At 73.9% G+C, this 22,586-nt stretch carries 20 protein-coding genes and 1 tRNA gene; 15 read left to right on the top strand and 6 right to left on the bottom strand.

Annotated features, from left to right (window positions below):
• Positions 1-3 precede the first annotated feature (3 nt).
• The 8 genes from tadA to AB0F62_RS02425 all read left to right on the top strand — a co-directional run bounded on the left by tadA (position 4) and on the right by AB0F62_RS02425 (position 4,724).
• Entirely contained in the window at positions 4-459 is a 456-nt protein-coding gene (gene tadA, locus AB0F62_RS02460) for a tRNA adenosine(34) deaminase TadA (RefSeq protein ID WP_361791280.1), read from the top strand.
• A 10-nt stretch (positions 460-469) separates the two neighbouring features.
• A tRNA-Ser gene (locus tag AB0F62_RS02455) sits at positions 470-556 on the top strand.
• A 220-nt stretch (positions 557-776) separates the two neighbouring features.
• Positions 777-1,133: a hypothetical protein gene (locus tag AB0F62_RS02450; RefSeq protein ID WP_361791278.1), complete on the top strand. Its 357-nt coding sequence runs from the start codon at positions 777-779 to the stop codon at positions 1,131-1,133.
• A gap of 176 nt (positions 1,134-1,309) precedes the next feature.
• The gene (locus tag AB0F62_RS02445; protein ID WP_018558266.1) at positions 1,310-1,474 is read left to right on the top strand and encodes a hypothetical protein; all 165 of its coding nucleotides are present in this window, start codon (positions 1,310-1,312) and stop codon (positions 1,472-1,474) included.
• 31 nt (positions 1,475-1,505) lie between these two features.
• Entirely contained in the window at positions 1,506-1,802 is a 297-nt protein-coding gene (locus tag AB0F62_RS02440; RefSeq protein ID WP_361791276.1) for a Dabb family protein, read from the top strand.
• A 161-nt stretch (positions 1,803-1,963) separates the two neighbouring features.
• The gene (locus AB0F62_RS02435; protein ID WP_361791274.1) at positions 1,964-2,827 is read left to right on the top strand and encodes an RNA polymerase sigma factor SigF; all 864 of its coding nucleotides are present in this window, start codon (positions 1,964-1,966) and stop codon (positions 2,825-2,827) included.
• Positions 2,828-2,996: 169 nt separating this feature from the next.
• Positions 2,997-3,917, top strand: a complete 921-nt coding sequence (locus AB0F62_RS02430; protein ID WP_361791272.1) for an RNA polymerase sigma factor SigF — start codon at positions 2,997-2,999, stop codon at positions 3,915-3,917.
• 66 nt (positions 3,918-3,983) lie between these two features.
• A complete protein-coding gene (locus tag AB0F62_RS02425; RefSeq protein WP_361791270.1) occupies positions 3,984-4,724 on the top strand; it encodes a hypothetical protein in 741 nt (246 codons plus the stop codon).
• An 87-nt stretch (positions 4,725-4,811) separates the two neighbouring features.
• Here the strand turns inward: AB0F62_RS02425 and AB0F62_RS02420 are convergent, their stop codons facing one another.
• Positions 4,812-5,486: an alpha/beta fold hydrolase gene (locus AB0F62_RS02420; RefSeq protein WP_361791268.1), complete on the bottom strand. Its 675-nt coding sequence runs from the start codon at positions 5,484-5,486 to the stop codon at positions 4,812-4,814.
• A 145-nt stretch (positions 5,487-5,631) separates the two neighbouring features.
• Between AB0F62_RS02420 and AB0F62_RS02415 the strand changes: the two genes are divergently transcribed.
• Positions 5,632-8,490 (top strand): LuxR family transcriptional regulator, encoded by a 2,859-nt coding sequence (locus tag AB0F62_RS02415; RefSeq protein ID WP_361791266.1) that lies wholly within the window; start codon positions 5,632-5,634, stop codon positions 8,488-8,490.
• Positions 8,491-8,589: 99 nt separating this feature from the next.
• On the opposite strand, the gene AB0F62_RS02410 is transcribed toward AB0F62_RS02415, so the two are convergent.
• Positions 8,590-8,766: a hypothetical protein gene (locus AB0F62_RS02410; protein WP_361791264.1), complete on the bottom strand. Its 177-nt coding sequence runs from the start codon at positions 8,764-8,766 to the stop codon at positions 8,590-8,592.
• Between the two features lie 106 nt (positions 8,767-8,872).
• Between AB0F62_RS02410 and AB0F62_RS02405 the strand changes: the two genes are divergently transcribed.
• The 5 genes from AB0F62_RS02405 to AB0F62_RS02385 all read left to right on the top strand — a co-directional run bounded on the left by AB0F62_RS02405 (position 8,873) and on the right by AB0F62_RS02385 (position 14,385).
• Positions 8,873-9,808, top strand: coding sequence for an aldo/keto reductase (locus AB0F62_RS02405; RefSeq protein WP_361791262.1), 936 nt, complete (start codon positions 8,873-8,875; stop codon positions 9,806-9,808).
• Positions 9,809-9,967: 159 nt separating this feature from the next.
• Positions 9,968-10,423 (top strand): MarR family transcriptional regulator, encoded by a 456-nt coding sequence (locus AB0F62_RS02400; RefSeq protein WP_361791260.1) that lies wholly within the window; start codon positions 9,968-9,970, stop codon positions 10,421-10,423.
• Positions 10,424-10,434: 11 nt separating this feature from the next.
• Positions 10,435-12,915: an MFS transporter gene (locus tag AB0F62_RS02395; RefSeq protein WP_361791258.1), complete on the top strand. Its 2,481-nt coding sequence runs from the start codon at positions 10,435-10,437 to the stop codon at positions 12,913-12,915.
• A 146-nt stretch (positions 12,916-13,061) separates the two neighbouring features.
• Entirely contained in the window at positions 13,062-13,895 is an 834-nt protein-coding gene (locus AB0F62_RS02390; protein ID WP_361791256.1) for a YceI family protein, read from the top strand.
• Positions 13,896-13,920: 25 nt separating this feature from the next.
• Positions 13,921-14,385, top strand: a complete 465-nt coding sequence (locus tag AB0F62_RS02385) for a PPOX class F420-dependent oxidoreductase (protein WP_361791254.1) — start codon at positions 13,921-13,923, stop codon at positions 14,383-14,385.
• 870 nt (positions 14,386-15,255) lie between these two features.
• Here the strand turns inward: AB0F62_RS02385 and AB0F62_RS02380 are convergent.
• From AB0F62_RS02380 to AB0F62_RS02365, 4 genes are all read right to left on the bottom strand, one after another.
• Positions 15,256-17,706: a glycosyltransferase family 39 protein gene (locus AB0F62_RS02380; RefSeq protein ID WP_361791252.1), complete on the bottom strand. Its 2,451-nt coding sequence runs from the start codon at positions 17,704-17,706 to the stop codon at positions 15,256-15,258.
• A complete protein-coding gene (locus tag AB0F62_RS02375; protein ID WP_361791250.1) occupies positions 17,703-19,112 on the bottom strand; it encodes a bifunctional glycosyltransferase family 2/GtrA family protein in 1,410 nt (469 codons plus the stop codon). The genes AB0F62_RS02380 and AB0F62_RS02375 overlap by 4 nt, the downstream gene beginning before the upstream one ends.
• A 26-nt stretch (positions 19,113-19,138) precedes the next feature.
• Positions 19,139-20,665 (bottom strand): HAMP domain-containing sensor histidine kinase, encoded by a 1,527-nt coding sequence (locus tag AB0F62_RS02370; RefSeq protein ID WP_361791503.1) that lies wholly within the window; start codon positions 20,663-20,665, stop codon positions 19,139-19,141.
• A 92-nt stretch (positions 20,666-20,757) separates the two neighbouring features.
• A complete protein-coding gene (locus tag AB0F62_RS02365; protein WP_361791248.1) occupies positions 20,758-21,498 on the bottom strand; it encodes a response regulator transcription factor in 741 nt (246 codons plus the stop codon).
• Positions 21,499-21,686: 188 nt separating this feature from the next.
• Here AB0F62_RS02365 and AB0F62_RS02360 point away from each other — a divergent pair, with 188 nt between their 5' ends.
• Complete coding sequence (locus AB0F62_RS02360; RefSeq protein WP_361791246.1) at positions 21,687-22,568, top strand: LLM class F420-dependent oxidoreductase; 882 nt, start codon at positions 21,687-21,689, stop codon at positions 22,566-22,568.
• Positions 22,569-22,586 lie beyond the last annotated feature (18 nt).

Genomic DNA, 22,586 nt, shown 5'->3' with positions numbered 1-22,586 from the left:
CCGATGCGGCTCGCCCTCGAGGAGGCGGCCCTCGCCCCGCGCACCGGCGACGTGCCGGTGGGCGCGGTCGTGGTGTCCCCGCACGGCGCGGTCATCGGCCGCGGCCGCAACGAACGCGAGGCGGTCGGCGATCCGACCGCCCACGCGGAGGTGCTCGCCATCCGCGAGGCCGCCGCGGCGCTCGGCGAGTGGCGCCTCACGGGCTGCACCCTGGTGGTCACCCTGGAGCCCTGCACCATGTGCGCGGGCGCCGCCGTCATGTCCCGGCTCGACCGCGTCGTCTACGGCGCCGTGGACGAGAAGGCCGGCGCGGCTGGCTCCCTGTGGGACCTCGTCCGCGACCGCCGGCTGAACCACCGTCCCGAGGTGATCCACGGCGTCCTCGCCGAGGAGTGCGGCGACCTCCTCACCCGCTTCTTCCGATCAAAGGATTTCAAAGCACACCCAGACGTCCGCTAAGCTCTCTCTCGGTAGCGTGTCCGAGCGGCCTAAGGAGCACGCCTCGAAAGCGTGTGAGGGGGCAACTCCTCCGTGGGTTCAAATCCCACCGCTACCGCTCTGAGCTCGTGAGAGACGGCATCCGGGAACCTCCCGGGTGCCGTTTGTCGTATCCGGGTCCGGGTTCCCGTCCCGGTCGGCCGGTCCGAGGGCCCCTGGGGAGCGGTCGTCGTCCTCCCCGGTCCACCCGGGCAATGGCGGGGCCCGCCCGCCGTCTTCCCTCGTCCGCGCGGGGCGGCGATGATGATCACCGCATCACGGCCACCCCCGAGGGAGACATGCGCACCCGATCCGTCACGCCGGTCCTCGCTCTCGCCCTCCTCGCCGGGACGACCGCGTGCAGCGCCTCCGCCGAGCCGCAGGAGCCCCGGGGCCACGCCGCCCCGTCCCGCACCCCGGCCGCACCGAGTGCTTCACGCCCCGGGCCGGGCGACGTGCCGATGCCCGGCTTCGTCGGCGGCAACGTGAAGCGGGCGCTCGAGCAGATCGGCCCCGACGCCGAAGTGCGGGTCCTCGACGCGAGCGGAAGGCATCGCCCCGTCGGGGACGGTGCCGCGTGGACGATCTGCGGTGCGAAGACGACGCCCGATCAGCTCATCGTCCTCGAAGCGGTCATGAGAGACGAGAACTGCTGACGGCTCTGCCGGCACGTCGGCCCGGGTCGCATCCCGCCGCCGATTCGCCGTCTCCGGTCCTCCGGCCGCCGCAGTGGCGGACGTCACACACGGGTCGACGCCGGGCCGCGGGTCACCCGCAAGGAGGCCCCCCGTCACCCGGTCTGATTGGGCCATCCGGTGGATACACTCCAGCCATGGCGCAGGCGAAGAAAATCACCATGTACGTCATCGTGGCTTTCGTGCTCTATACGATCGTGACGTCGCCGGCCCGCGCAGCCGATCTCGTGCAGATAGGCTTCCAGGGCATATCCGACGCCGCCAAGGGCGTCGGGGAGTTTATGACCGCGCTGGTCAACTGACCGGCCGGGAGCCGGTGAGGAGCACAGCGCCGTGATACGCCACCTGGTCCTGTTCAAGCTCGACGAGGGTGTGAAGCGCGACGACCCGCGCGTCGCGGCCGGGGTCGAGGCCTTCGAGCGGCTCGGCGGGCTGATCCCCGAGCTGGCCTCCTGGGAACTGGGCTGGAACATCTCGGACCGCCCCATCGCCTACGACTTCGCCATCAACTCCTCGGTGGCGGACGCCGACGCGCTCAAGGCCTACCTGGAGCACCCCGCGCACCAGGCCGGGGTGGCGCTGTGGCGCGAGTTCTCCACCTGGGTGGTCGCCGACTACGTGTTCGAGTGACCCCCGGCGGCGGCCCGTACGGCCCCGCCCCTCCCGCTCAGCCCTTCGCCCGCCGGGCGGAGGGCTTTTTCACTGAGGGCCGCGCCTCACTTGCACACAGTCCACATGAATTGTGATGCTATGACCGCTTTTGCCGGATGAGTGGACCGATGAGGAGTGGCATGTCCGTGTCGGCCCGAACCGCGTCACCATCGACCACCGGAGGCGGCAGCGGGACCGGCACGGGGACCGGCGGCGGGAGCCGCGGGAGCACCAACAGCAACGCGGTGGAGGCCCGGGCCCTGACGCAGGTGCTGTTCGACGAGCTGTCGGGGCTGGAGCCGGGCACACCGGAGCACTCGCGGGTGAGGGCCGCCCTCATCGAGGTGAACCTGCCCCTGGTGCGGTACGCGGCGGCCCGCTTCCGCAGCCGCAACGAGCCGATGGAGGACGTGGTCCAGGTCGGGACGATCGGGCTGATCAACGCCATCGACCGCTTCGACCCGGAACGCGGGGTGCAGTTCCCCACGTTCGCGATGCCGACCGTGGTCGGCGAGATCAAACGTTACTTCAGGGACAACGTCCGCACCGTCCACGTCCCGCGCCGGCTGCACGAGCTGTGGGTCCAGGTCAGCGGCGCCATCGAGGACCTGACGGTGACCCACGGGCGCACTCCCACCACCGCGGAGATCGCCGACCGGCTGAAGCTCTCCGAGGACGAGGTGCTGGCCTGCCTGGAGGCCGGGCGGGCGTACCACGCGACGTCCCTGGAAGCGGCCCAGGAGGGCGGCGACGGGGCCCCCGGACTGCTGGACCGGCTGGGGTACGAGGACCCGGCCCTGACGGGCGTGGAGCACCGCGACCTGGTGCGGCACCTGCTGGTGCAGCTTCCCGAGCGGGAACGGCGGATCCTGCTGCTGCGCTACTTCGGCAATCTGACCCAGTCCCAGATCAGTGCGGAGCTCGGGGTTTCACAGATGCACGTCTCCCGACTGCTGTCGCGTAGCTTCGCTCGGCTGCGATCCGCAAATCAGCTCGAATCGTAACCCTTACGGACTACCCACCCCCTGAGAAATAAGTCGACATGGCGCTACAGCGTGTTGCCGACATGTGACATTCTGCGGGAACTGCGTTTGTCGCGGTCCGGCCTCCGGTATTCCAGTGGAGGAACGAACCGTCGCCCGCGACACCCGTCCGCGACCTCAAGGGGGTGGCATGTCCGTAGAAGTGGGCAGTCCGAAGGTGCTGAACACCGACGCGCCGCACGATGCTCCTGACGGCAAGGCCATCGACACCGCCGGCACCGCCGTCGCCGACACCACCGCCGTCGACACCGCCGACGTCGACAGCACGATCGAGGCCGTCGACACGAGCGTCGACACCCGCACGCTCTCCCGCTCGCTGTTCCTGAGGCTCGCCGAGCTGCCGGACGACAGTCCGGAGCGGGCGTACGTACGGGACACGCTGATCGAACTCAACCTGCCGCTCGTGCGGTACGCGGCGGCCCGCTTCCGCAGCCGCAACGAGCCGATGGAGGACATCGTCCAGGTCGGCACGATCGGCCTGATCAAGGCGATCGACCGCTTCGACTGCAATCGCGGCGTGGAGTTCCCCACCTTCGCGATGCCCACGATCGTCGGCGAGGTCAAGCGCTTCTTCCGCGACACCTCGTGGTCGGTGCGGGTGCCGCGCCGGCTGCAGGAGCTGCGGCTGGCGCTGACCAAGACCAGCGACGAGCTCGCCCAGCGACTGGACCGCTCGCCCACGGTCTCCGAACTCGCCGCCGCGCTCGGCGTCTCCGAGGAGGACGTCGTCGACGGCCTGGCGGTGGGCAACGCCTACACCGCCAGCTCGCTGGACTCCCCGCCCCCGGAGGACGACGGAGGCGAGGGCTCGCTGGCGGACCGGCTGGGCTACGAGGACACCGCGCTGGAGGGCGTGGAGTACCGCGAGTCGCTCAAGCCGCTGCTCGCCCAGCTGCCCCCGCGTGAGCGGCGGATCATCATGCTCCGCTTCTTCGCCAACATGACGCAGTCGCAGATCGGCGAGGAGGTCGGCATCTCCCAGATGCACGTCTCCCGGCTGCTGACCCGGACCCTGGCGCAGCTGCGCGAGGGCCTGACCGCCGAGCAGTAGGGTCGGGATCCGGCCGAGCGGGATACCGGGCGTTTATTCCTGACGGTTCGTCAGTACACTGACGGGATGGTGCACATACCACCTGGCCGCCGAGGCGCGCTGGCCGCGGCCTCGGCGGCCGTCGTCTGCCTGGGGGCTTTCGCCGCGCTCGGCCCCGACTGCGAGGGGAACGGCGCCGGGTACGTGGCCGTCGGCGCTCCGGGCCCGCCGGGCGGCACCTCGGTGAACGCCCCGCCCTCCGGCGACGTGGACCTCGTACCGCTGGACGGCCGCACCACCTCCCCTCCCGGACCGGGCCGTAGGGCGTCCCCGGGGCCGGATGCACCCGGACGCGGCGCGGGCACCACACGGCCGCCGGAGGCCCCGTCCGCCCGGCCCGGCGACACGGCCGCCCCCTCCCGGCGGGGCGGCGGCACTGCGACGACGGCGCCGGGCACACCCGGCGGGCGCCCCGCCCCCGGCGGCACCACGCCCTCCTCGTCCCCGCCGGCGCCCGGGGCTCCGGCACATCTGGAAGTGAGCGCGGTCGAACGGTCGAAGGCCGCCGACCGCTGGTGCGAGAAGGTCACCGTCACCCTCTCCAACAGCGGCGATCGCCCCGCGACGACCGGCACGGTCGTGTTCGGCACGCACATCATCGGCCTGCTGGGCATCGACTGGGGGACCGTGGAGAGCAGCCGCGCCGCGCCGGTGCCGGTGCCCGGCGGCGGCAGTACGAAGGGCACCTGGGAGGTCTGCGTCGACGCGTGGCGGGTGCCGCTGGGCATGCACGTCGAGACCCGGGACATCTCCGTCCGGGACTCCTGAACCCCGGCGGCCCGCCGGGGACGCGGAGGCGGGGGCCGGCCCGTCCCGGGACCGGCCCCCGCCCGCCGGGGAGGAGCGGTGGCGCGCTCAGCCCGCCAGGTAGGAGCGGATCTGGCCGAGGGTCCCGGTGTCGCTGAGGAACCCGATGTGGGTCGTGCACGCCACCAGATGGTTGTTCGCGCCGCTGAGCGGCGTGCTGGTGTAGGGGATGATGATGCCGTCGCACGGCGAGTACCAGGTCGCGTAGACCGTGCTGCCCGGCGTCTCGTCACCGCTGCTGATGGTGCGGACGAAGGCGGAGCCCGGGAGCATCTCGACGCACGAGGTGTAGATCACGCAGGCCGAGGCGTAGGTCGTACCGTGGTTGGCGCCCGCGACCGAGGCGACCCGGCGGACGGACGACGTCCCGCCGAGCTGGGTGAGGTACCACTGGGTGACCAGGCCGCCCATCGAGTGGTTGACGATGTCGACCTTGGTCGCGCCGGTGCGGGTCAGCACCTGGCGCACATAGCTCGCCAGTCCGGCGGCGCTGGTCTTGTTGGACTGGGCCCAGTTGTACTCGTACGCGAAGAGTTCGCCGCGGCTGTAGCCGCCGGCCACGAAGACCGACTCCGCGTAGTCCCAGTTGCTCGCGCTGCCGGTGTAGCCGTGCACGAAGACCACCGGGGTGTGGGTCGCGGCGTTCGCGGTGCCCGGCATCACGAAGGTGCCGAGGCCGACGGCGGCCGCCACGGTCAGCAGGATCGCCCATATTCGTCGCATCTGAACTCCTTGTCGTGGGGGTCGACAGGAGTGTCGGAGCGGGACGCGGGCCACGGACCGGTGGAATCACCAGTGTCTTTCTGGCATGTACGGAACATCACGCAGGACCCTTCCCTCCTCGTGGGCGCCAGCAGACACTGGCGTCATGGAGGCCGGACGGAGCGAACTCGCCGCGTGGCCGCCGGGACTGCGCGGCCGCGACCGCGAACGCGCGGCGCTGGAAACCCTGTTGGCGCACGCCCGGCAGAGCCGGGGAGGGGCGCTGCTGCTGCTCGGCGAGCCGGGGACCGGGCGCACCTCGCTGCTCGCCGCCGCGGCGGGGATCGCCACGGCGGCCGGGGGGACCGTGCTCCGCACCGCCGGGATCCGGGCCGAGGCGGCGGTCCCGCTCGCCGGGCTGCACCGTACGCTGCTGCCGATCGCCCCGCTGGTGCGGGCCGTACCGGGGCCGCACGGCGCGGCACCGGCGGAGGTGCTGGCCGGGCGGGTGCCAGCCGGAGGCGAACTCGCCCTGGGCGCCGCCCTGTCCGGCCTGGTGGCCGAACTCGGCTCCGCCGCGCCGCTGCTGTGGTGCGTGGACGACGCGCAGTGGCTCGACCCCGCGACACTGCGCGCCCTCGGCATGGCGGCGCGCCGCCTCACCGGCCTGCCGGCCGCCATGCTGTTCGCCGCCGACGACACGGACCCGGCCACCGCGGCCCTGGAGGGTCTGGACACCCTGCGCCTGGAACCGCTGGCACCGGACGCCGCACGCCGGATGCTCGCCGACCGCCTCGCCCGCGAACGGCGGTCCGGGGCGGCGCACTTTGGCGCCGGCCCCCTCCCCGGCACCCTCCCCGGCACCCTCCGCACGGGCCTCACCGCGGAGAGCCGGCTGTCCGGGCAGGACGCGGCCGCGGTCCTGGACCTGGCCGCGGGCAATCCGCTGGCCCTGGTCGAACTCGCCGAGGCGGCCATGGACGGACGGCTGCCCGAACCGCCCGCGCTGCCGGCCGGAAGCCGGCTGCGGGAGCGGCACCGGGAGCGCTTCCGTACGCTGGGCCCCGGCGCCCGCACCGTGGTGGCCCTGGTCCTCTCCGGCGGCCCGCTGGCCGCGCCGGTGCTGGCGGCCGCCGCCCGACGGCTGGGCCTGGCCGCCGGATCCGTGGCGGACGCCCGCGCCCGCGGCCTGGTCGAACTGCGCGACGGGACGGCGACGGTACCGGGACGGCTGCTCCGCACCTCGCTGGCCGCCCTGCTCTCCCCCGCCGACCGGCTGGCCGCGTACGCCGTCCTGGCGTCGGTCCTGGACCCCTCGGCCGCCCGCGCCTTCGGCGCCCTGCACCGGCTCGGCCGCTCGGCCGCCCCGTCGCCGGAGACGGAACGGGAACTGGAGGCCGCGGCCGGGGCCGCCCGCCGGTCCACCGGTCACACCGCCGCCGCCACCGTGCTCGAGCGGGGCGCGGAGGCCGCCGCCCGTCCGTACATCCGGGGCCGCTGGCTGGTGGCGGCCGCCGCCGACGCGCAGGCCGCCGGGGAGACCCGCTGGGCGCGCGGCCTCCTGCGCCGGGCCGGCGCGCAGGGCGGGCCGTCACCGGGCGGGGCCATGGGCGCGCTGGTCCGGGGCGAGATCGAACTACGCGACGGGGTGCCCGCCGTGGCCTGCCGCGACCTGTCGGCCGCGATCGGCCGGTTTCCCGCCGCGCAGCGCGCGCCGGCCGTACGGGCCCTGATGCTCGCCGGCGAAGCGGGTTGCGTGGCGGGCGACTTCGTCGCCTACTTCGACCTCGCCGACCGCGCCCGCGCGCTGCGCCGCAGCGACGACCCGCCGGAACGGCGCCTGGTCTTCGACCACTTCGCGGGGCTCGCGGCGACCTTCCGGGGCCGGCACGACCAGGCGCAGTGGGCGCTGCGCCGGGTGGTGCGGCTCGCCGAGACGCTCCAGGACGCGGAGCCCGCGGTCTGGGCCGCCCAGGCCGCCTACACCCTGGGGGACGCCCGTCGCGCGCACGCCCTGGCCACCGCGGCCGTCCACCGGGCACGGCGGCAGGGCGCGAGCGCGCTGGTGCCCGCGGCCCTGGTGTACGAGGCCCTGTGCGCGCTGGCGCTGGACCGGTACGCCGCGGCCGGGGCCGCCGCGGAGGAGGGTCTGCGGCTCGCCGAGTCGACCGGCCAGCGCAACCTCGCCGTCGACCATCTCTCGGTCCTGGCGCTGCTCGCGGCGCTGCAGGGGGACAGCGCCACCGCCGGGCTGCGGATGGCGGCCGCCGAACGCGCCGTGGCCGTCCGGGGGCTGGGCCGCCCGGAGGCGTTCAACCGCTGGGTCTCCGCCTGCGCGGACCTCGCCGCGGACCGGCCCGCCGACGCGCTGTCCCGCTTCGCCCGCATGCGGGCCGGCGCGGGCCAGGTGAACCTGGCGGTCCGGGGCATGGCCGCGCCCCACTTCATCGAGGCCGCGGTGCGCTGCGGGCAGCGGGCGAAGGCCGCGGGAGCCCTGCGCGCGTACGAGCACTGGGCGGCGGCGAGCCGCAGCAGCGTACGGCTGGCACTGGCGCACCGCTGCCACGGTCTGCTGGCGGAGGACGACGGCACGGCCGTCGACCACTTCCGGGAGGCGCTGCGGCTCCACCAGGACGACGACACCGTCCTGGAACTGGCCAAGACGGAGCTGTTCTACGCGTCCCGGCTGCGGCGCACCCGCCGGCCGGGCGAGGCCCGCGGCCTGCTGCGGGACGCCGTGGCGGTGTTCCGGCAGTTCGACGCCCGCCCGTGGACGGACCGGGCGGTGGCCGAACTGCGCGCGGCCGGGGACCGGGTGGGCCCGGTGGACCGGGAGCCCGGGGGAGTGCGGGAGCTGACGGCGCAGCAGACGAGGATCTCCGAGCTGGTGGCGCAGGGCGCCACCAATCGCGAGATCGCCGACCTGCTGCTGCTCAGCACGCGGACGGTCGAGTACCACCTGCGGAACATCTTCAGCCGTCTCGGGGTGCGCTCGCGCGTCGAGTTGGCGTCGCTGTTCCGCTGAGAGCGGGGCCCGTACGCCGGGCGCGGGCGCACGACAGCCGCCGGACGGCCGGCGGCCGCCGGCGTCCGGTGTCGGTGAACGGGGTGGGGCGCGTGCCCGTCAGGCGACCGCGAACCAGACCACGGCGGCGATCACGACGACGGCCGCGATCACGCCGACGATCAGCCCGGTCTTGTTGCCGCCCGCGGCCTGGACCTGGGCGGGCTCCTCGTCGACGAAGGCGCGGAACATCTGGGTGCTGCCGGCCGGGTCGTAGTTGTTGTCAGGGGTAGTCATGGGGCAGGACCCTAGCGAAGTCACGTCGGGGCGGTCACCCCCGGCCCGTCGTTACGGGGGGAATACCCCGGGGAATACCGCTCGTCCTCGCCGCGTCCATCACCACATGGCACTCATCGGCAACTCTGATCTCGACGTCTTCCCCCTCTGCCTCGGCGGCAACGTCTTCGGCTGGACCTCGGACGAGGCGACCTCCTTCGAGGTGCTGGACGCGTACACGGAGGCGGGCGGCAACTTCGTCGACACCGCGGACGTGTACTCGGCCTGGGTCCCCGGTCACTCCGGAGGGGAGTCGGAGACCGTGATCGGCTCCTGGCTCGCCAAGCGCGGCCGCCGCGACGACGTGATCGTCGCGACCAAGGTTGGTTCCCACCCCGCGTTCAAGGGTCTGAAGGCCGCCACGATCAAGGCCGCCGCGGAGGAGTCGCTGCGCCGCCTGGGCACCGACCGGATCGACCTCTACTACACCCACTTCGACGACCCCGAGACCCCGGTCGAGGAGATCGTCGGCGCCCTGGACGAACTGGTCCGCGAGGGCAAGGTCCGCCACGTCGCGGCCTCCAACATCAGCCCCGAGCGGCTGGCGGCCTCGCTGGAGTTCGCCGACCGCGAGGGCCTGACGAAGTACGTCGCGCTGCAGCAGCACTACAACCTGGTGGAGCGGGAGCAGTACGAGGGGCCGCTGCGCGAGGTCGTCGAGGCGCACGGCCTCGCCTCCGTGCCGTACTTCGGTCTGGCCCGGGGCTTCCTCACCGGCAAGTACCGGCCCGGCGTCACGGTGGACAGCCCCCGGGCGGAAGGCGCGGGCGCCTACCTGGAGTCCGAGCGCGGACCGCGGGTGCTGGCCGTGCTGGACGAGGTCGCGGCGGCGCACGGGGTGGAGCCGGCGAGCGTCGCGCTGGCGTGGCTGCGGTCCCGGCCGACCGTCGTGGCGCCGATCGCCAGCGCCCGTACGCCCGAGCAGCTGACCGCGCTGCTGGCCTCGGCGACGCTGGAGCCGACCGCCGCGGAGTTGCAGCGGCTGACGGAAGCATCCGCCTGACCTGCGGTTTTCACCGCCGTTCCGCATGACGACCCGCCTCCCTTGACCGGAGGCGGGTCGTTCCTTTTGGAGGTTTTTACCCGAAAGAATTTGCCTGCAGCAACCAAACGTTTCTAAGGTTGCTTGAGGCAACCAACAAGAGTCGGGAAGCGAGGCGCCATGGCGACGCAGGAGCAGTTCGCGGAGCTCGCGAGCCAGCTGCGCGCGATCCCGGTGGTCGCCCGCGAACTCAGCCGGGCCTGTCCACCGGAGTGTCCGCCGTCATCGCTCGGCGTGCTCTCGGTAATCAGCCGCCACGGCGAGATGCGGATGAGCCGGCTGGCCGAGCTGCTGGAGGTCGACATGTCCGTCACCAGCAGACACGTGGCCCACCTCGCCGAACGCGGCTGGATCGACCGGCTGCCCGACCCGCACGACAAGCGGTCACGGTTGCTGCGCCTGACCCCCGGCGGCGCGGACATGCTGCGCGCCGCGCAGGACCGGGTCGCCGAGGCGCTGGCCCACCACCTGAGGGACTGGCCGGACGAGGACGTCACCGCGTTCTCCCGGCTGCTGGACCGGCTGCGAACGGACTTCGCGGCCGCCTGCCGCCCCCGTACACATTCCACGACGTGAAGAGGATGACGATGGCAACAACCGCATCACCTGCCGGTGTGCGGGGGACCGACGCCCACGCAGGACACGCGGCCCCCATGTCGCACCGGCAGATCATGGAGGCCCTCACCGGGCTGATACTCGGGTTGTTCGTGGCGATCCTGTCGTCCACGATCGTCTCCAACGCCCTGCCGAAGATCATCTCCGATCTGCACGGCGGGCAGAGCGCCTACACCTGGGTCGTCACCGCCGCCCTGCTCTCCACCACCGCCACCACCCCGCTGTGGGGCAAGCTCTCCGACCTGTTCAGCAAGAAGCTGCTGGTCCAGGTGGCGCTGGTGATCTACGTGGTGGGCTCGCTGGTCGCGGGCCTGTCGCAGAACGCCGGCATGCTCATCGCCTGCCGTGTCGTCCAGGGCATCGGCGCGGGCGGTCTGACCGCGCTGACCCAGGTCATCATGGCCGCGATGATCTCCCCGCGGGAGCGCGGCCGCTACAGCGGCTACCTGGGCGCGGCCTTCGCGCTGGGCACCGTCGGCGGCCCGTTGCTGGGCGGCGTCATCGTCGACACCGACTGGCTGGGCTGGCGCTGGTGCTTCTACGTCGGCGTGCCCTTCGCGATCCTCGCGCTGATCGTGCTGCAGAAGACCCTGCACCTGCCGGTCGTCAAACGCCGGGTCAAGGTCGACTGGGCGGGTGCCTTCTTCGTCACCGCCGCCGTCAGCCTGCTGCTGGTCTGGGTCACCTTCGCCGGCGACAAGTACGAGTGGTTCTCCTGGCAGACCTACGCCCTGCTCTCGGGCGCCGTCCTGCTCGTCCTGGTCTTCGTGCTGGTGGAGTCGCGGGCGAGCGAGCCGATCATGCCGCTGCGGCTGTTCCGCAACAAGACCATCAGCCTGACCTCCGTCGCCTCGCTCTTCGTCGGCACCGCCATGTTCGGCGCCACGGTCTTCCTCAGCCAGTACTTCCAGCTGGCCCGCGGCGAGTCGCCGACGATGTCCGGCGTCATGACCATTCCGCTGATCGCCGGCCTGTTCCTCTCCTCCACCGTCTCCGGCCTGATCATCACCCGCACCGGCCGCTGGAAGGCGTTCCTGGTCGCCGGCGGGGTGCTGCTCACCGGCGGTCTCTCCCTGCTGGGCTCGATGCGGTCCGACACCCCGTACTGGCACCTGGCGCTCTTCATGGCGCTGCTGGGCCTCGGCGTCGGCATGATGCTGCAGAACCTCGTGCTCGCGGTGCAGAACCAGGTCGGCGCCGCCGACCTCGGTGCGGCGAGCTCCGTCGTCACCTTCTTCCGGACCCTCGGCGGCGCGATCGGCGTCTCCGCGCTGGGCGCGGTGCTCGGCAACCGGGTGACGCACTACGTGCAGGACGGGCTGACCGCTCTGGGTGTGAAGTCCACCGGCGCCCCCGACGGCGCCATCCCGGACCTGGCCACGCTGCCCGCCCCGATCCGCCACGTCGTGGAGAGCGCGTACGGGCACGGCGCCGGCGACGTCTTCCTGGTCGCGGCCCCGGTGGCCTTCCTCGCACTGCTGCTGGTGCTCTTCATCAAGGAAGTACCGCTGAGGACCGCGAGCGGCCTGCAGCAGGCGGCCGGTGTGCCCGGTCACGCCGAGCAGCCCGCGGCCGTTCCGGCCCAGGCGTCCGCGGTGGAGACCCTCGCGGAGACCGCCGCCGAGACCGCCGAGGCGGTCACCGTGGGCGCGGCCCCGGCCGACGTCCCGGCCGAGGGCACCACGATCCACGGCCAGGTGCGCAACGCCGACGGCACTGGTGTCGAACGCGCCACGCTCACCCTGATCTCGCTCACCGGCCGGCAACTCGGCCGGGCCGCGACCCGCACCGACGGCGGCTACACCCTGACCGCGCCCGGGGCCGGCTCCTACGTGCTCATCGCCGCCGCCGACGGGCACCAGCCGCAGGCCTCCACCGTGGTGGCCGGCACCGAGCCCGTCCCCTACGACGTGGTCCTGGCCGGCACCGGCGGACTCACCGGCACCGTCGTCGCCGAGGCCACCGGCATCCCCGTCCCGGACGCCATGGTCGTGGTCACCGACATCCGCGGCGAGGTCCTGGCCACCGGCGGCACCGCCCACAACGGCACCTTCGGCTTCGACGACCTGCCCGCCGGCGACTTCACCCTGGCCGTCAACGCCACCGGCTACCGGCCGGCCGCGCTGCCGGTCGAGGTCACCGGCAACGGCCCCACCCACGTCGAGGTCCCGCTCCGCGACGGCGCCCGCCTCCACGGCACCGTCCTCGGCGGCGCCGCAGGGACGCCGCTGCCGGAAGCCCGCGTCACCCTCGTCGACGCCGCCGGGAACGTCGTGGCCACCGCCACCACCGGCACCGACGGCGCCTACGCCTTCGGCGACCTGGACGCCGGCGAGTACTCGCTGATCGCCGCCGGCTACCCGCCGGTGGCCGCCCAGGTCACCGTCGGCAACGGCGCCGCGGCCGGCCACGCGGACGGCTTCGACGTCGAGCTGAACCACCCCGAGGGGTGAACAAGCGGCCGGTCCGTGCGCCTGCGGAGACACACGGACCGGCGAACGGGGGAAACAGGGTCCTGTCCGGGCGACCGGAGCAGGGGACGGCCGAGGCCGTCCGGACGGACCCGACCGGGGGCACCCACCGAAGGCGAGCGAGGTCGATGAACACCACGGCAGGAACCGGGCTGCGCGGGCGGATCCGGACGAAGGACGGTTGGGCGGTGCCGCACGCCGTGGTCACCGTCACCGACATGACCGGGCAGCAGATCGCGCGGGAGGCGGCGGACGCCGAGGGCGCCGTGCGCACCGCGGCGCTGGCCCCCGGGGCGTACACCGTGATCGTGACGGCGGTGGGCTATCGCCCGGCCGCCGCGACGGCGCTGGTCACCGCCTCCGGCTCGGCGGACCTCGGCACCCTGCTGCTGGCCCGCGCGGGCGGCCTCGAACTGCCGCCGCCCGGGCCGTGGACGATCGACCCGGCGCACTCCGAGGTCGGCGCGGTCGCCCAGCACCTGGGCCTGTCCAGCGTGCACGGCCACTTCACGGGCTTCACCGGCCGGATCGACGTCGCGGAACAACCGCTCGCGTCGTCCGTCGAGGCCGTCATCGACGCGGCCTCGATCGACACCGGCAACGGCACCCGCGACGAGCATCTGCGCTCCGCCGACTTCCTCGACGTCGGGGAACACCCCACGGTCAGCTACCGCAGCACCTCGCTGGAGCCCGCCGCCGGCGACCGGTGGACCGTCCACGGGGAGCTGACGATGCGCGGGGTCACCCGCCCGGTCGACCTGGACCTGGCCTACCTCGGCACCGGGCCGGACCCCTGGGGCGGCGTGCGCGCCGCCTTCCGCGCGACGGCCGAACTGCGCCGGGCGGACTTCGCGATGAACTGGAACCAGATCGTCCGGGCCGGCATCGCCACCGTCGGGACGACGCTCAGGATCGCCCTCGACATCCAGGCGGTCCAGGGGACGGCCCTCCCCGCCGGGTAGCCGCGGGACGCATAGGCTGCCGTCCATGGCTGCCAACATCGCGACCAATACCAGCGTGCAACTCGACCAGTTGCTGGAATTCGTACGTCCGCGCCACCGCGCCCTGCTGCTGACCACCCGCGCGGACGGCCGCCCCCAGGGCTCCCCCGTCACCTGCGGGGTCGACGACGCGGGACGGCTGGTCGTCTCGACCTACCCCGAGCGGGCCAAGGCCCGCAACGCGCGCCGCGACCCGCGGGCGTCCGTGATCGTGCTGTCGGACGAGTGGGACGGCCCCTGGGTGCAGATCGACGGCACCGCGGAGGTCATCGACTCCCCCGACTCCGTGGAACCGCTGGTGGAGTACTACCGCAACATCGCGGGAGAGCACCCGGACTGGGACGAGTACCGCGCCGCCATGGTCCGGCAGGGCAAGTCCCTGGTGCGGGTGACCCCCGAACGCTGGGGCCCGATCGCCACGGGCGGCTTCCCGGCGCGGCTCGCACCGTAGCCGCACTCGGTCACAGGGCCCGGGTCGGCTGATGGCGGCCGGACTCGGTGCGCGGTGTGCCGCCGCCGGGTGTGACGGGGCGCGGTGCCGGTGCCGGTGCCGGAGGGTGGTTGGGCTGTCCCGCCGTCTGGCTCCCTTCGGTCGCACAGCGGCGGGCTGCGGACGGGAGGGTGGCAGCCTGGGGCTGGTCGGCGGTGTGCGGGTGGGTGCGCGGCGGGGGTTCAGGCTCCGGAGCGGGGCCGGTTGTTCGTGGGGTGCCGGTCTCGTCGCCGTCCGCGCGTATAGATGGCCGGTGACCACGCCCACCCTTCGTGGGTGGCGCACCCGCCGTGACCTGCGTCTGCGGGTGATTCCCCGACAGGCGAAGGGCCCGGCGGGGGGTCTGCCGAGATCGGGCTCTGTTTCGCCGAGTATGTCGGCGAAAGCGGGCCCGATGTCCCCCGGCTCAAAGATCGGGCTCTGTTCCGCCGACTATGTCGGCGAAAGCGAGCCCGACCTCCCATGGCCCCCTCAACAGCACCCCGAATCACCCGCGGACGCAGGTCACGGCAGGCGCGCCCACCACCCACCGATGGCGTGGAAGCGGTCATCTCTACCCGCGGACGGCAACGAGACCCGCGCCACCGGAAAGGCACCCGCTCCGGAGCCTGAACCCCGGCCACCCACCGGCCCGCACACCGCCGCGAAAGCCCGCCCCCACCCTCCCATCCGCAGCCAGCATCTCTGCGACCGAAGGGAGCGAGACGATAGGAAAGCCGAACACCGGCACGACGCCCCGCGCCGCCTGCGGTGGCCCGGTCGGCCTCGCCCGGGCCGGAAGAGGGCGGCGGCCCGGTGGCCGCCGCCCTCTCCGCGTTCTACGACCTGGGGTCAGCTCGGGTCGGTCAGGTCGTAGACGGTCGTTCCGCCCAGGGTGGTGGAACCGAAGTTCTCCTCCACCCACGAGCTGATCTGCGAGGAGGTGCCGCTCCCGCCCCGGCCGCCGCCACCCATGCCGCCGGAGGCGATGAAGTAGTGGATCCTCCCCGCGGCCACGTACTCCTTGAACCGCTCCAGCGTCGGGGACGGGTCGCTGCCGTTGAAGCCGCCGATCGCCATCACCGGCTTGCCGGTGGCCAGCTGGTAGCTCGCGGCGTTCTGGGAACCGATGGCGGCGGCCACCCAGGTGTAGGCGCCGGCGTCCGCCAGCAGCGCCTTCTTCGCGGCCTCGTCGACCGCGGCACCGCCCAGCAGCCCGCCGAGGCCGCCTCCCGCACCGCCGCGGCGGTTCTCCCCGCCCGTGCCGCCGCCGGGGAAGCCCTGGCCGCCCTGGCCCTGTTGACCCTGTTGACCCTGTTGGCCCTGGCCCGGAACACCCTGGCCCTGCTGCCCGTTGGCGCCCGGCGGGCCCCCGGGGAAGCCGCCCGTACCGTCGGCGCCGCCGCCCGGGAAGCCCTGCCCGCCCTGGCCCGGGCCCTGCCGTCCGTTGCCGCCGCCGGGGAAGGCCCGCAGGCCACCCGGGCCGCCGCCCATGCCGCCGCCCTGCACCGCCGGGCCGACGGTCACGATGGAGCCGGTGTGCGCCGTGCCCGCGGTCTGCAGGGTGTACGCCAGCGGTCCACCCAGGGCGGCCAGGAGGCCGGCCGCGGCCGCGAGCGGGGCGACGCGCCGGGCCGCCCCCGCCGGCCGGGCGCCGAGCGGCAGTCCGGCCGCCGCCGCGATCCCCGCCGCCAGTACGGCGTACCGCACCCACGGGTGCCAGTCGGCGGAACGCCCCAACAGGACGTACGACCAGACCGCCGTGAGCAGGACCGTGCCCGCCAGAACCGCCGCGGCCGCGAGGCGCGAGCGCCGCTCCCACAGCATCACGGCGCCCGTGCCGGTCAGCGCCGCGATGTAGGGCGCCAGCGCGACGTTGTAGTACTGGTGGAAGATCCCGGACATGAAGCTGAAGGTCAGGAAGGTGAAGACCAGCGCACCTCCCCAGACCAGGAGGGCCGCGCGCCCGATGTCCGTGCGCCGCGCCCGCCGGGTCAGCCACAGACCGGCGACGAGCAGCACAAGGGCCGCGGGCAGCAGCCAGGCGATCTGACCGCCCATGTCGGAACCGAACAGCCGGCCCCAGCCGGTCTCGCCCCACTGCCCCCCGCCGTTCGGGCCGCCACCGCCCCCGACCGAACCGGTCTCGTCGCCGGTGATCCGGCCGAGGCCGTTGTAGCCGAAGGTCAGCGAAAGGAAGCTGTTGTCCTGCGAACCGCCGATGTAGGGGCGGGAGGACGCGGGCCACAGCTCGACGATCGCGACCCACCAGCCCGCGGACACGAGGGTCACCAGACCTGCGAGGCCGAGTTGCGCGAACCGCCGCCGCACCGTCGCCGGGGCGCACACCGCGTACACCACGGCGAGCGGCGGCAGGATCAGCCAGGCCTGCAGCGTCTTGGTGAGGAAGGCGAGGCCGAACGCGGCCCCCGCCAGGAGCAGCCACTTCGTACGGGCGTCCTCCAGGGCGCGCAGGACGCAGTGGACCGCCACCACCATCAGCAGGCACAGCAGCGCGTCGGGGTTGTTGAAGCGGAACATCAGCGCCGCGACCGGGGTGACCGCGAAGGCGAGGCCCGCGATCAGTCCGGCGGCCGGGCCGGAACGGCGGCGCACGGCGGCGTGGAGGACACCGACCGCCGCGACGCCCATCAGCGCCTCCGGGACCAGGATCGCCCAGGAGCTCAGGCCGAACAGCCGGACGGAGAGCGCCATCGGCCACAGCGCGGCCGGGGGCTTGTCGACCGTGATCGAGTTCGCCGCGTCGGACGAGCCGAAGAAGAACGCCTTCCAGCTCTCGCCGCCCGCCTGCGCGGCCGCGGAGTAGAAGCTGTTGGCGTACCCCGAAGCGCTCAGGTCCCACAGGTAGACGACGGCCGTGAACGCGAGCAGTGCCAGGAGGGCGGGCCGGGCCCAGCGCGGGTCCCCCGGCCGCCCGGCCCACAGGCGCGTGACGATCCCGCGTGGGCGGCCTCCGTCGCCCTCCGGTACGGGGTGGCCCGCGGGGCCCGCGGGCCCCGCGGACGCGGCGGGCGCCTCCGGCGCGGGGGCGCCCACCGGAACGGGACTGCGGCCGGTCGTCCCGGGCGGCGGCGCGTCGGCGGGAACGGGGGTGCGGCTCACGGCCGCCGGGGCGTGCGCCGGTGGCGGGGGAACGGCGTGCGGGGAAACGGTGTGCGGGGAGGCGCCCTGCGGCGGGACGGCCCGCGCGGAAGCGCCCCCGGGGCCCGCCTGGGGTGCCCCCGAGGGGCCGCCTCCCGGCGCGGCCCGGTCCTGGGCCTCGTCGCTGCGCGGCGTGGTCATCGCTCGCTCCTCGGGTCGTGCGCGTCGGCGTGCGCGGTCGGCAGGGGGCGGGGGGTGTCCCGCGCGGGTTCGGCGGCGGGGACGTACCGGCCCCCGCACTCGCCGGCGTACGGGGCGGCCGGCGCCTGGAGGGCGCCCCCGCCCGTCCGGTCGGGGAAGACCCAGGCGCGGAAGAGCAGGAAGCGCAGTACGGTCGCGGCGAGATTGGCCGCGACCAGCACGGCGAGTTCGGTGCCGTGCGAGGGCACGGCGACGGCGACGTGGAGCGCGGCCAGCGAACCGCCGGTGAGCGCCAGGCCGATGCCGAGGACGGCCAGCCCCTGCGCCTGGTGCCGCAGTGCCCTGTCACGGCCGCGTACGCCGAAGGTCAGCCGCCGGTTGGCGGCCGTGTTGCCCACCGTCGAGACCAGCAGGGCGAGCGCGTTGGCGGGTTGCGCGCCGCACAGCTCGCGGAAGAGCGAGTAGAGCAGCAGATACGCGACCGTGCTGAGCCCGCCGACGACGCAGAAGCCGAGCAACTGGCGGGCGAGCCCGGCCGGCACGTCGGCGATCCCGCGGTCGCGCGGGTCGTCGCCGAAGGGCCGGCGCAGCCGGTCCAGCGGGAGGGCGCCGGTGGCGAGGGCGCGGCCGACGCGCCACACGCCCCTGAGGTCCTCGGCGGCGGTCCTGACGACGTCCACGCTCGAGTCCGGGTCGTCGACCCAGTCGACCGGCACCTCGTGGATCCGCAGTCCGGCCCGTTCGGCGAGGACGAGCAGCTCGGTGTCGAAGAACCAGCCGGTGTCCTCCACCAGCGGCAGCAGCCGCTCCGCGACGTCCTTGCGGATCGCCTTGAAACCGCACTGGGCGTCGGTGAAGCGGGCGGCCAGCGAGGTCCGCAGGAGGACGTTGTAGGAGCGGGAGACGAACTCCCGCTTCGCGCCGCGCACGACGCGCGAACTGCGCGCCAGCCGGGAGCCGATCGCCAGGTCGGAGTGGCCGGAGATCAGCGGGGCGACCAGCGGCAGCAGCGCGTTGAGGTCGGTGGACAGATCGGCGTCCATGTACGCCAGGACGGGGGCCCCGGAGCCGGACCATGCCGCGTGGAGGGCGTGGCCGCGGCCCTTGCGCTCCAGCCGGAGGGCGGTGACCTCGGGGAGCTCGTCCTCGAGGGCGCCGGCGATCTGCGCCGTCCGGTCGGTGCTGGCGTTGTCGGCGACGGTGATCCGGAAGGGGTAGGGGAAGGTGCGTCCGAGGTGGGCGTGGATCCGGCGAACGCAACCTTCGAGGTCCTTCTCCTCGTTGTGCACGGGGATCACGACGTCGAGCACCGGTTCGGTCTGGGGGACGGCCAGGTGCTCGCGGACGGGGAGGATCTCCGCGTCCGGAGCCGCCCGGCCGGTCGGCGGAAGCTGATGGGTTCGCATGGCCACGACCCTCGCCGGGCGCGCTGTCACGACCTTGTGGCGATGCTGAGCGGCGGCTGTGAGTGCGCGGCGGCGGGCAGATGAACGCGGAAGACCGTGCGGCCGGGCACGCTGTCGATGGACACCGCGCCGCGGTGCGCGGTCACCACGGCCCGGACGATGGCGAGCCCCAGACCCGTGCTGCCGGCCGTCCGGGAGCGGGAGGCGTCACCGCGCGCGAAGCGCTCGAAGACGTGCGGCAGCAGGCCGGGCGGGATGCCGGGCCCGTCGTCCTCCACCTCGACGAGCACCTCCCGGCCGCGCGGCACGACCCGCGCCACGACGGTGCTGCCGGGCGGGGTGTGGCTGCGGGCGTTGGCGAGCAGATTGGTCAGCACCTGGTGCAGCCGTTCCGGATCGCCCGCCACGACGGCGGGTTCGTCCGGGAGCCGCAGCAGCCAGTGGTGGTCGCGGCCGGCCGCGTGCGCGTCGCCGACCGCGTCGACGACGAGCGGCGACAGGTCGGTCTCGACGAGGCGGAGCGGCCGGCCGGCGTCCAGGCGCGCGAGCAGCAGCAGGTCCTCCACCAGGGTGGTCATCCGGCTCGCCTCCGACTCGATCCGGCCGAGCGCGCGCCGGGTGTCCGGGCCGATCTCCTCCCGGCCGCGCCGGGTCAGTTCGGCGTATCCCCGGATGGAGGCCAGGGGGGTGCGCAGTTCGTGGCTGGCGTCGGCGACGAACTGCCGGACGCGCGTCTCGCTCTGCTGGCGGGCGTGGAGCGCGTTGCCGACGTGGTCGAGCATGCGGTTGAGCGCGGCGCCGACCTGTCCGACCTCGGTGCGCGGATCGGTGTCGGCGTCCGGTACGCGTTCGTGGAGGGCGACCTCGCCGCGGTGGAGGGTGAGTTCGGAGACCCGGGTGGCGGTGGCGGCGACCCGGCGCAGCGGCTGGAGGTTGAGCCGGATCATCACGAAACCGGCCATCCCGGCCGCGGCCAGGCCCGCGGCGGTCACGCAGACCTCGACCAGCACAAGGGTGCCGATGGTGTCGCGCACGGTCGCCGTCGACAGTCCCACGACGAGGGACGCACCGTCGCCGTCGGCGGCCGACCGGACGCGGAAGCCGCCCAGTCCCGGCACCTCCAGGGTGTGCGGCAGGCCGTCGAGGGGGACGGCCGCGAACGCCTCCCGCTGCGGGGCGGTGAGCGGCCGGACGGGCAGCCGGTCCTGTGCGCTGCCGTCCGGCCGCGAGCTGATGCCGGCGTCGGTCACCGCCCCGGTCCCGTCGAACCGTGCGCCCACCGTCCCGGGGGCGATACCGGGTCCGCTGATGAAGCGCAGGCGGGGGTCGGTGCCCGGCTCCTCGGACGTGACGCTCCCGGGAGACGGCACCGTGACCGGCCATTGGGCGCCACCGTAACCGGGTTCCTTCCGGGCCCGGTTGGCGATCTCCGCCACCTGCTTGTCCAGTTGCTCGATGAGGAAGGACTGCAGGGCGAGCGTCGTGACCGCACCGATGACCGCGCACACGACCGCGATGAGCAGCACCGAGGAGACCACCAGCCGGGTCCGCAGGGAACGGCGCCGCCGGGGGCGCCGTTCCGGCCGGGGCGCGGTTCCCGGCGTCGCCGGCGTGCCGTCCCCGCGGCCGGGCACGGTCGCGGGGATCACGCCGCTTCGCCCGGCTTGATCAGGTAGCCCGCGCCGCGCCGGGTGTGGATCATCGGGGTGCGGCCCGCGTCGATCTTCTTGCGCAGATAGGAGATGTAGAGCTCGACGACGTTGGCCTGGCCGCCGAAGTCGTAGGACCAGACGCGGTCGAGGATCTGCGCCTTGCTCAGCACCCGGCGCGGATTGCGCATCAGGTACCGCAGCAGTTCGAACTCGGTCGCCGTGAGGTGGATGCCCTCGCCGCCGCGGGTGACCTCGTGGCTGTCCTCGTCGAGCACGAGATCGCCCACCACCAGCAGCGACTCCTGCCGGGCGGTGGCCGCGCCGGCCCGGCGGAGCAGCCCGCGCAGCCGGGCCACGACCTCCTCCAGGCTGAAGGGCTTGGTGACGTAGTCGTCGCCGCCCGCGGTCAGCCCCGCGATGCGGTCCTCGACCGCGTCCTTGGCGGTGAGGAACAGCACGGGGACGTCCGGCACTTCCCGGCGCAGCCGGGCCAGCACCTCCAAGCCGTCCATGTCGGGCAACATGATGTCGAGGACGACGGCGTCGGGCCGCGACTCGCGGGCGGCGCGCAGCGCGTCGGCGCCGGTGCCCTCGGTGCGGACGTCCCACCCCTCGTAGCGCAGGGCCATGGACAGCAGGTCGGAGAGGGCGGTCTCGTCGTCGACGACGAGCACCCGGACAGGTGAGCCGTCGGGACGCGTGAGGTCGGCGGCGGGGGAAGGCGACGCGGTCATGCCCGAATCCTGTGAGCCGCCTCTGAGAACGCCCTGTCCGCTGTCTGTGATTTCTCTGAGAATCTCCCGCCGCGGGGCCGGCCGGACGCCCTGACGCGCCGCCGGGGAGGGAATGCCGCGGGCCGCGGTTCCCGTTTTGGTACGAAGGACGTCGAACTTCAAACGGACTTCACGGCGGGAGAAGACCCATGAGCGACAGCCAGACGCCGGCGATCGGGCGCTACGGACTGTGGAACGCCGGGCTGCGCGACCCCGATCCGGCCCGCGCGGCCGAACTCGCCGAGACCGCGGCCGAACTGGAGGAGCTGGGATACGGGGCCCTGTGGCTCGGCGGCAGCAGCGGCGTCGAGCACGCCGCACCCCTGATCGCGGCCACCTCCGCCATCACCGTCGCGACCGGCATCCTCAGCATCTGGCAGTACGGGGCCGAGGACGCCGCCGCCCGCCACGCCGCCCTCGAGGCCGCCCACCCCGGGCGCTTCCTGCTGGGACTGGGCGTCAGCCACGCGCGGCTCGCCGAGCGGTACAAGCGCCCGTACGCGGCGATGACCCGCTACCTGGACGCGCTGGACGCCGCAGGAGTCCCCGCCGGACGCAGGGTGCTGGCCGCGCTCGGCCCGAGGATGCTGGAGCTCGCGCGCGACCGGTCGGCGGGCGCGCACCCGTATCTGGTCACCCCCGAGCACACCGCGGAGGCTCGCGCCCTGCTGGGCGAAGGGCCGCTGCTGGCACCGGAGTTCACCGTCGTCCTGGAGGCCGATCCGGCGCGGGCCCGCGAGACCGCCCGGGAGATGCTGGCGTTCTACCTGACGCTGCCCAACTACACCGGCAACTGGCTGCGGCTGGGCTTCACCGAGGACGACCTCGCCGGCGGCGGCAGCGACCGCCTGGTCGACGCGCTCTTCGGCTGGGGCGACGAGGAGCGGGTGCGCGAGCGGATCGACGCCTTCCTCGACGCGGGCGCCGACCACGTCGCCGTCCAGGTACTGGCCACGGGTGAGGACCGGGCCGGGCTGCCGCGTGAGCAGTGGCGCCGGTTGGCGGCGGTCCTGAAGCCCAGCGGTCACTGAAGGTCCGTCCCGAGACAA

The organism is Streptomyces sp. NPDC026673 (assembly GCF_040638135.1).
Taxonomy (GTDB): Bacteria; Actinomycetota; Actinomycetes; order Streptomycetales; family Streptomycetaceae; genus Actinacidiphila.
This window is presented reverse-complemented; position numbering and strand designations above follow the sequence as displayed.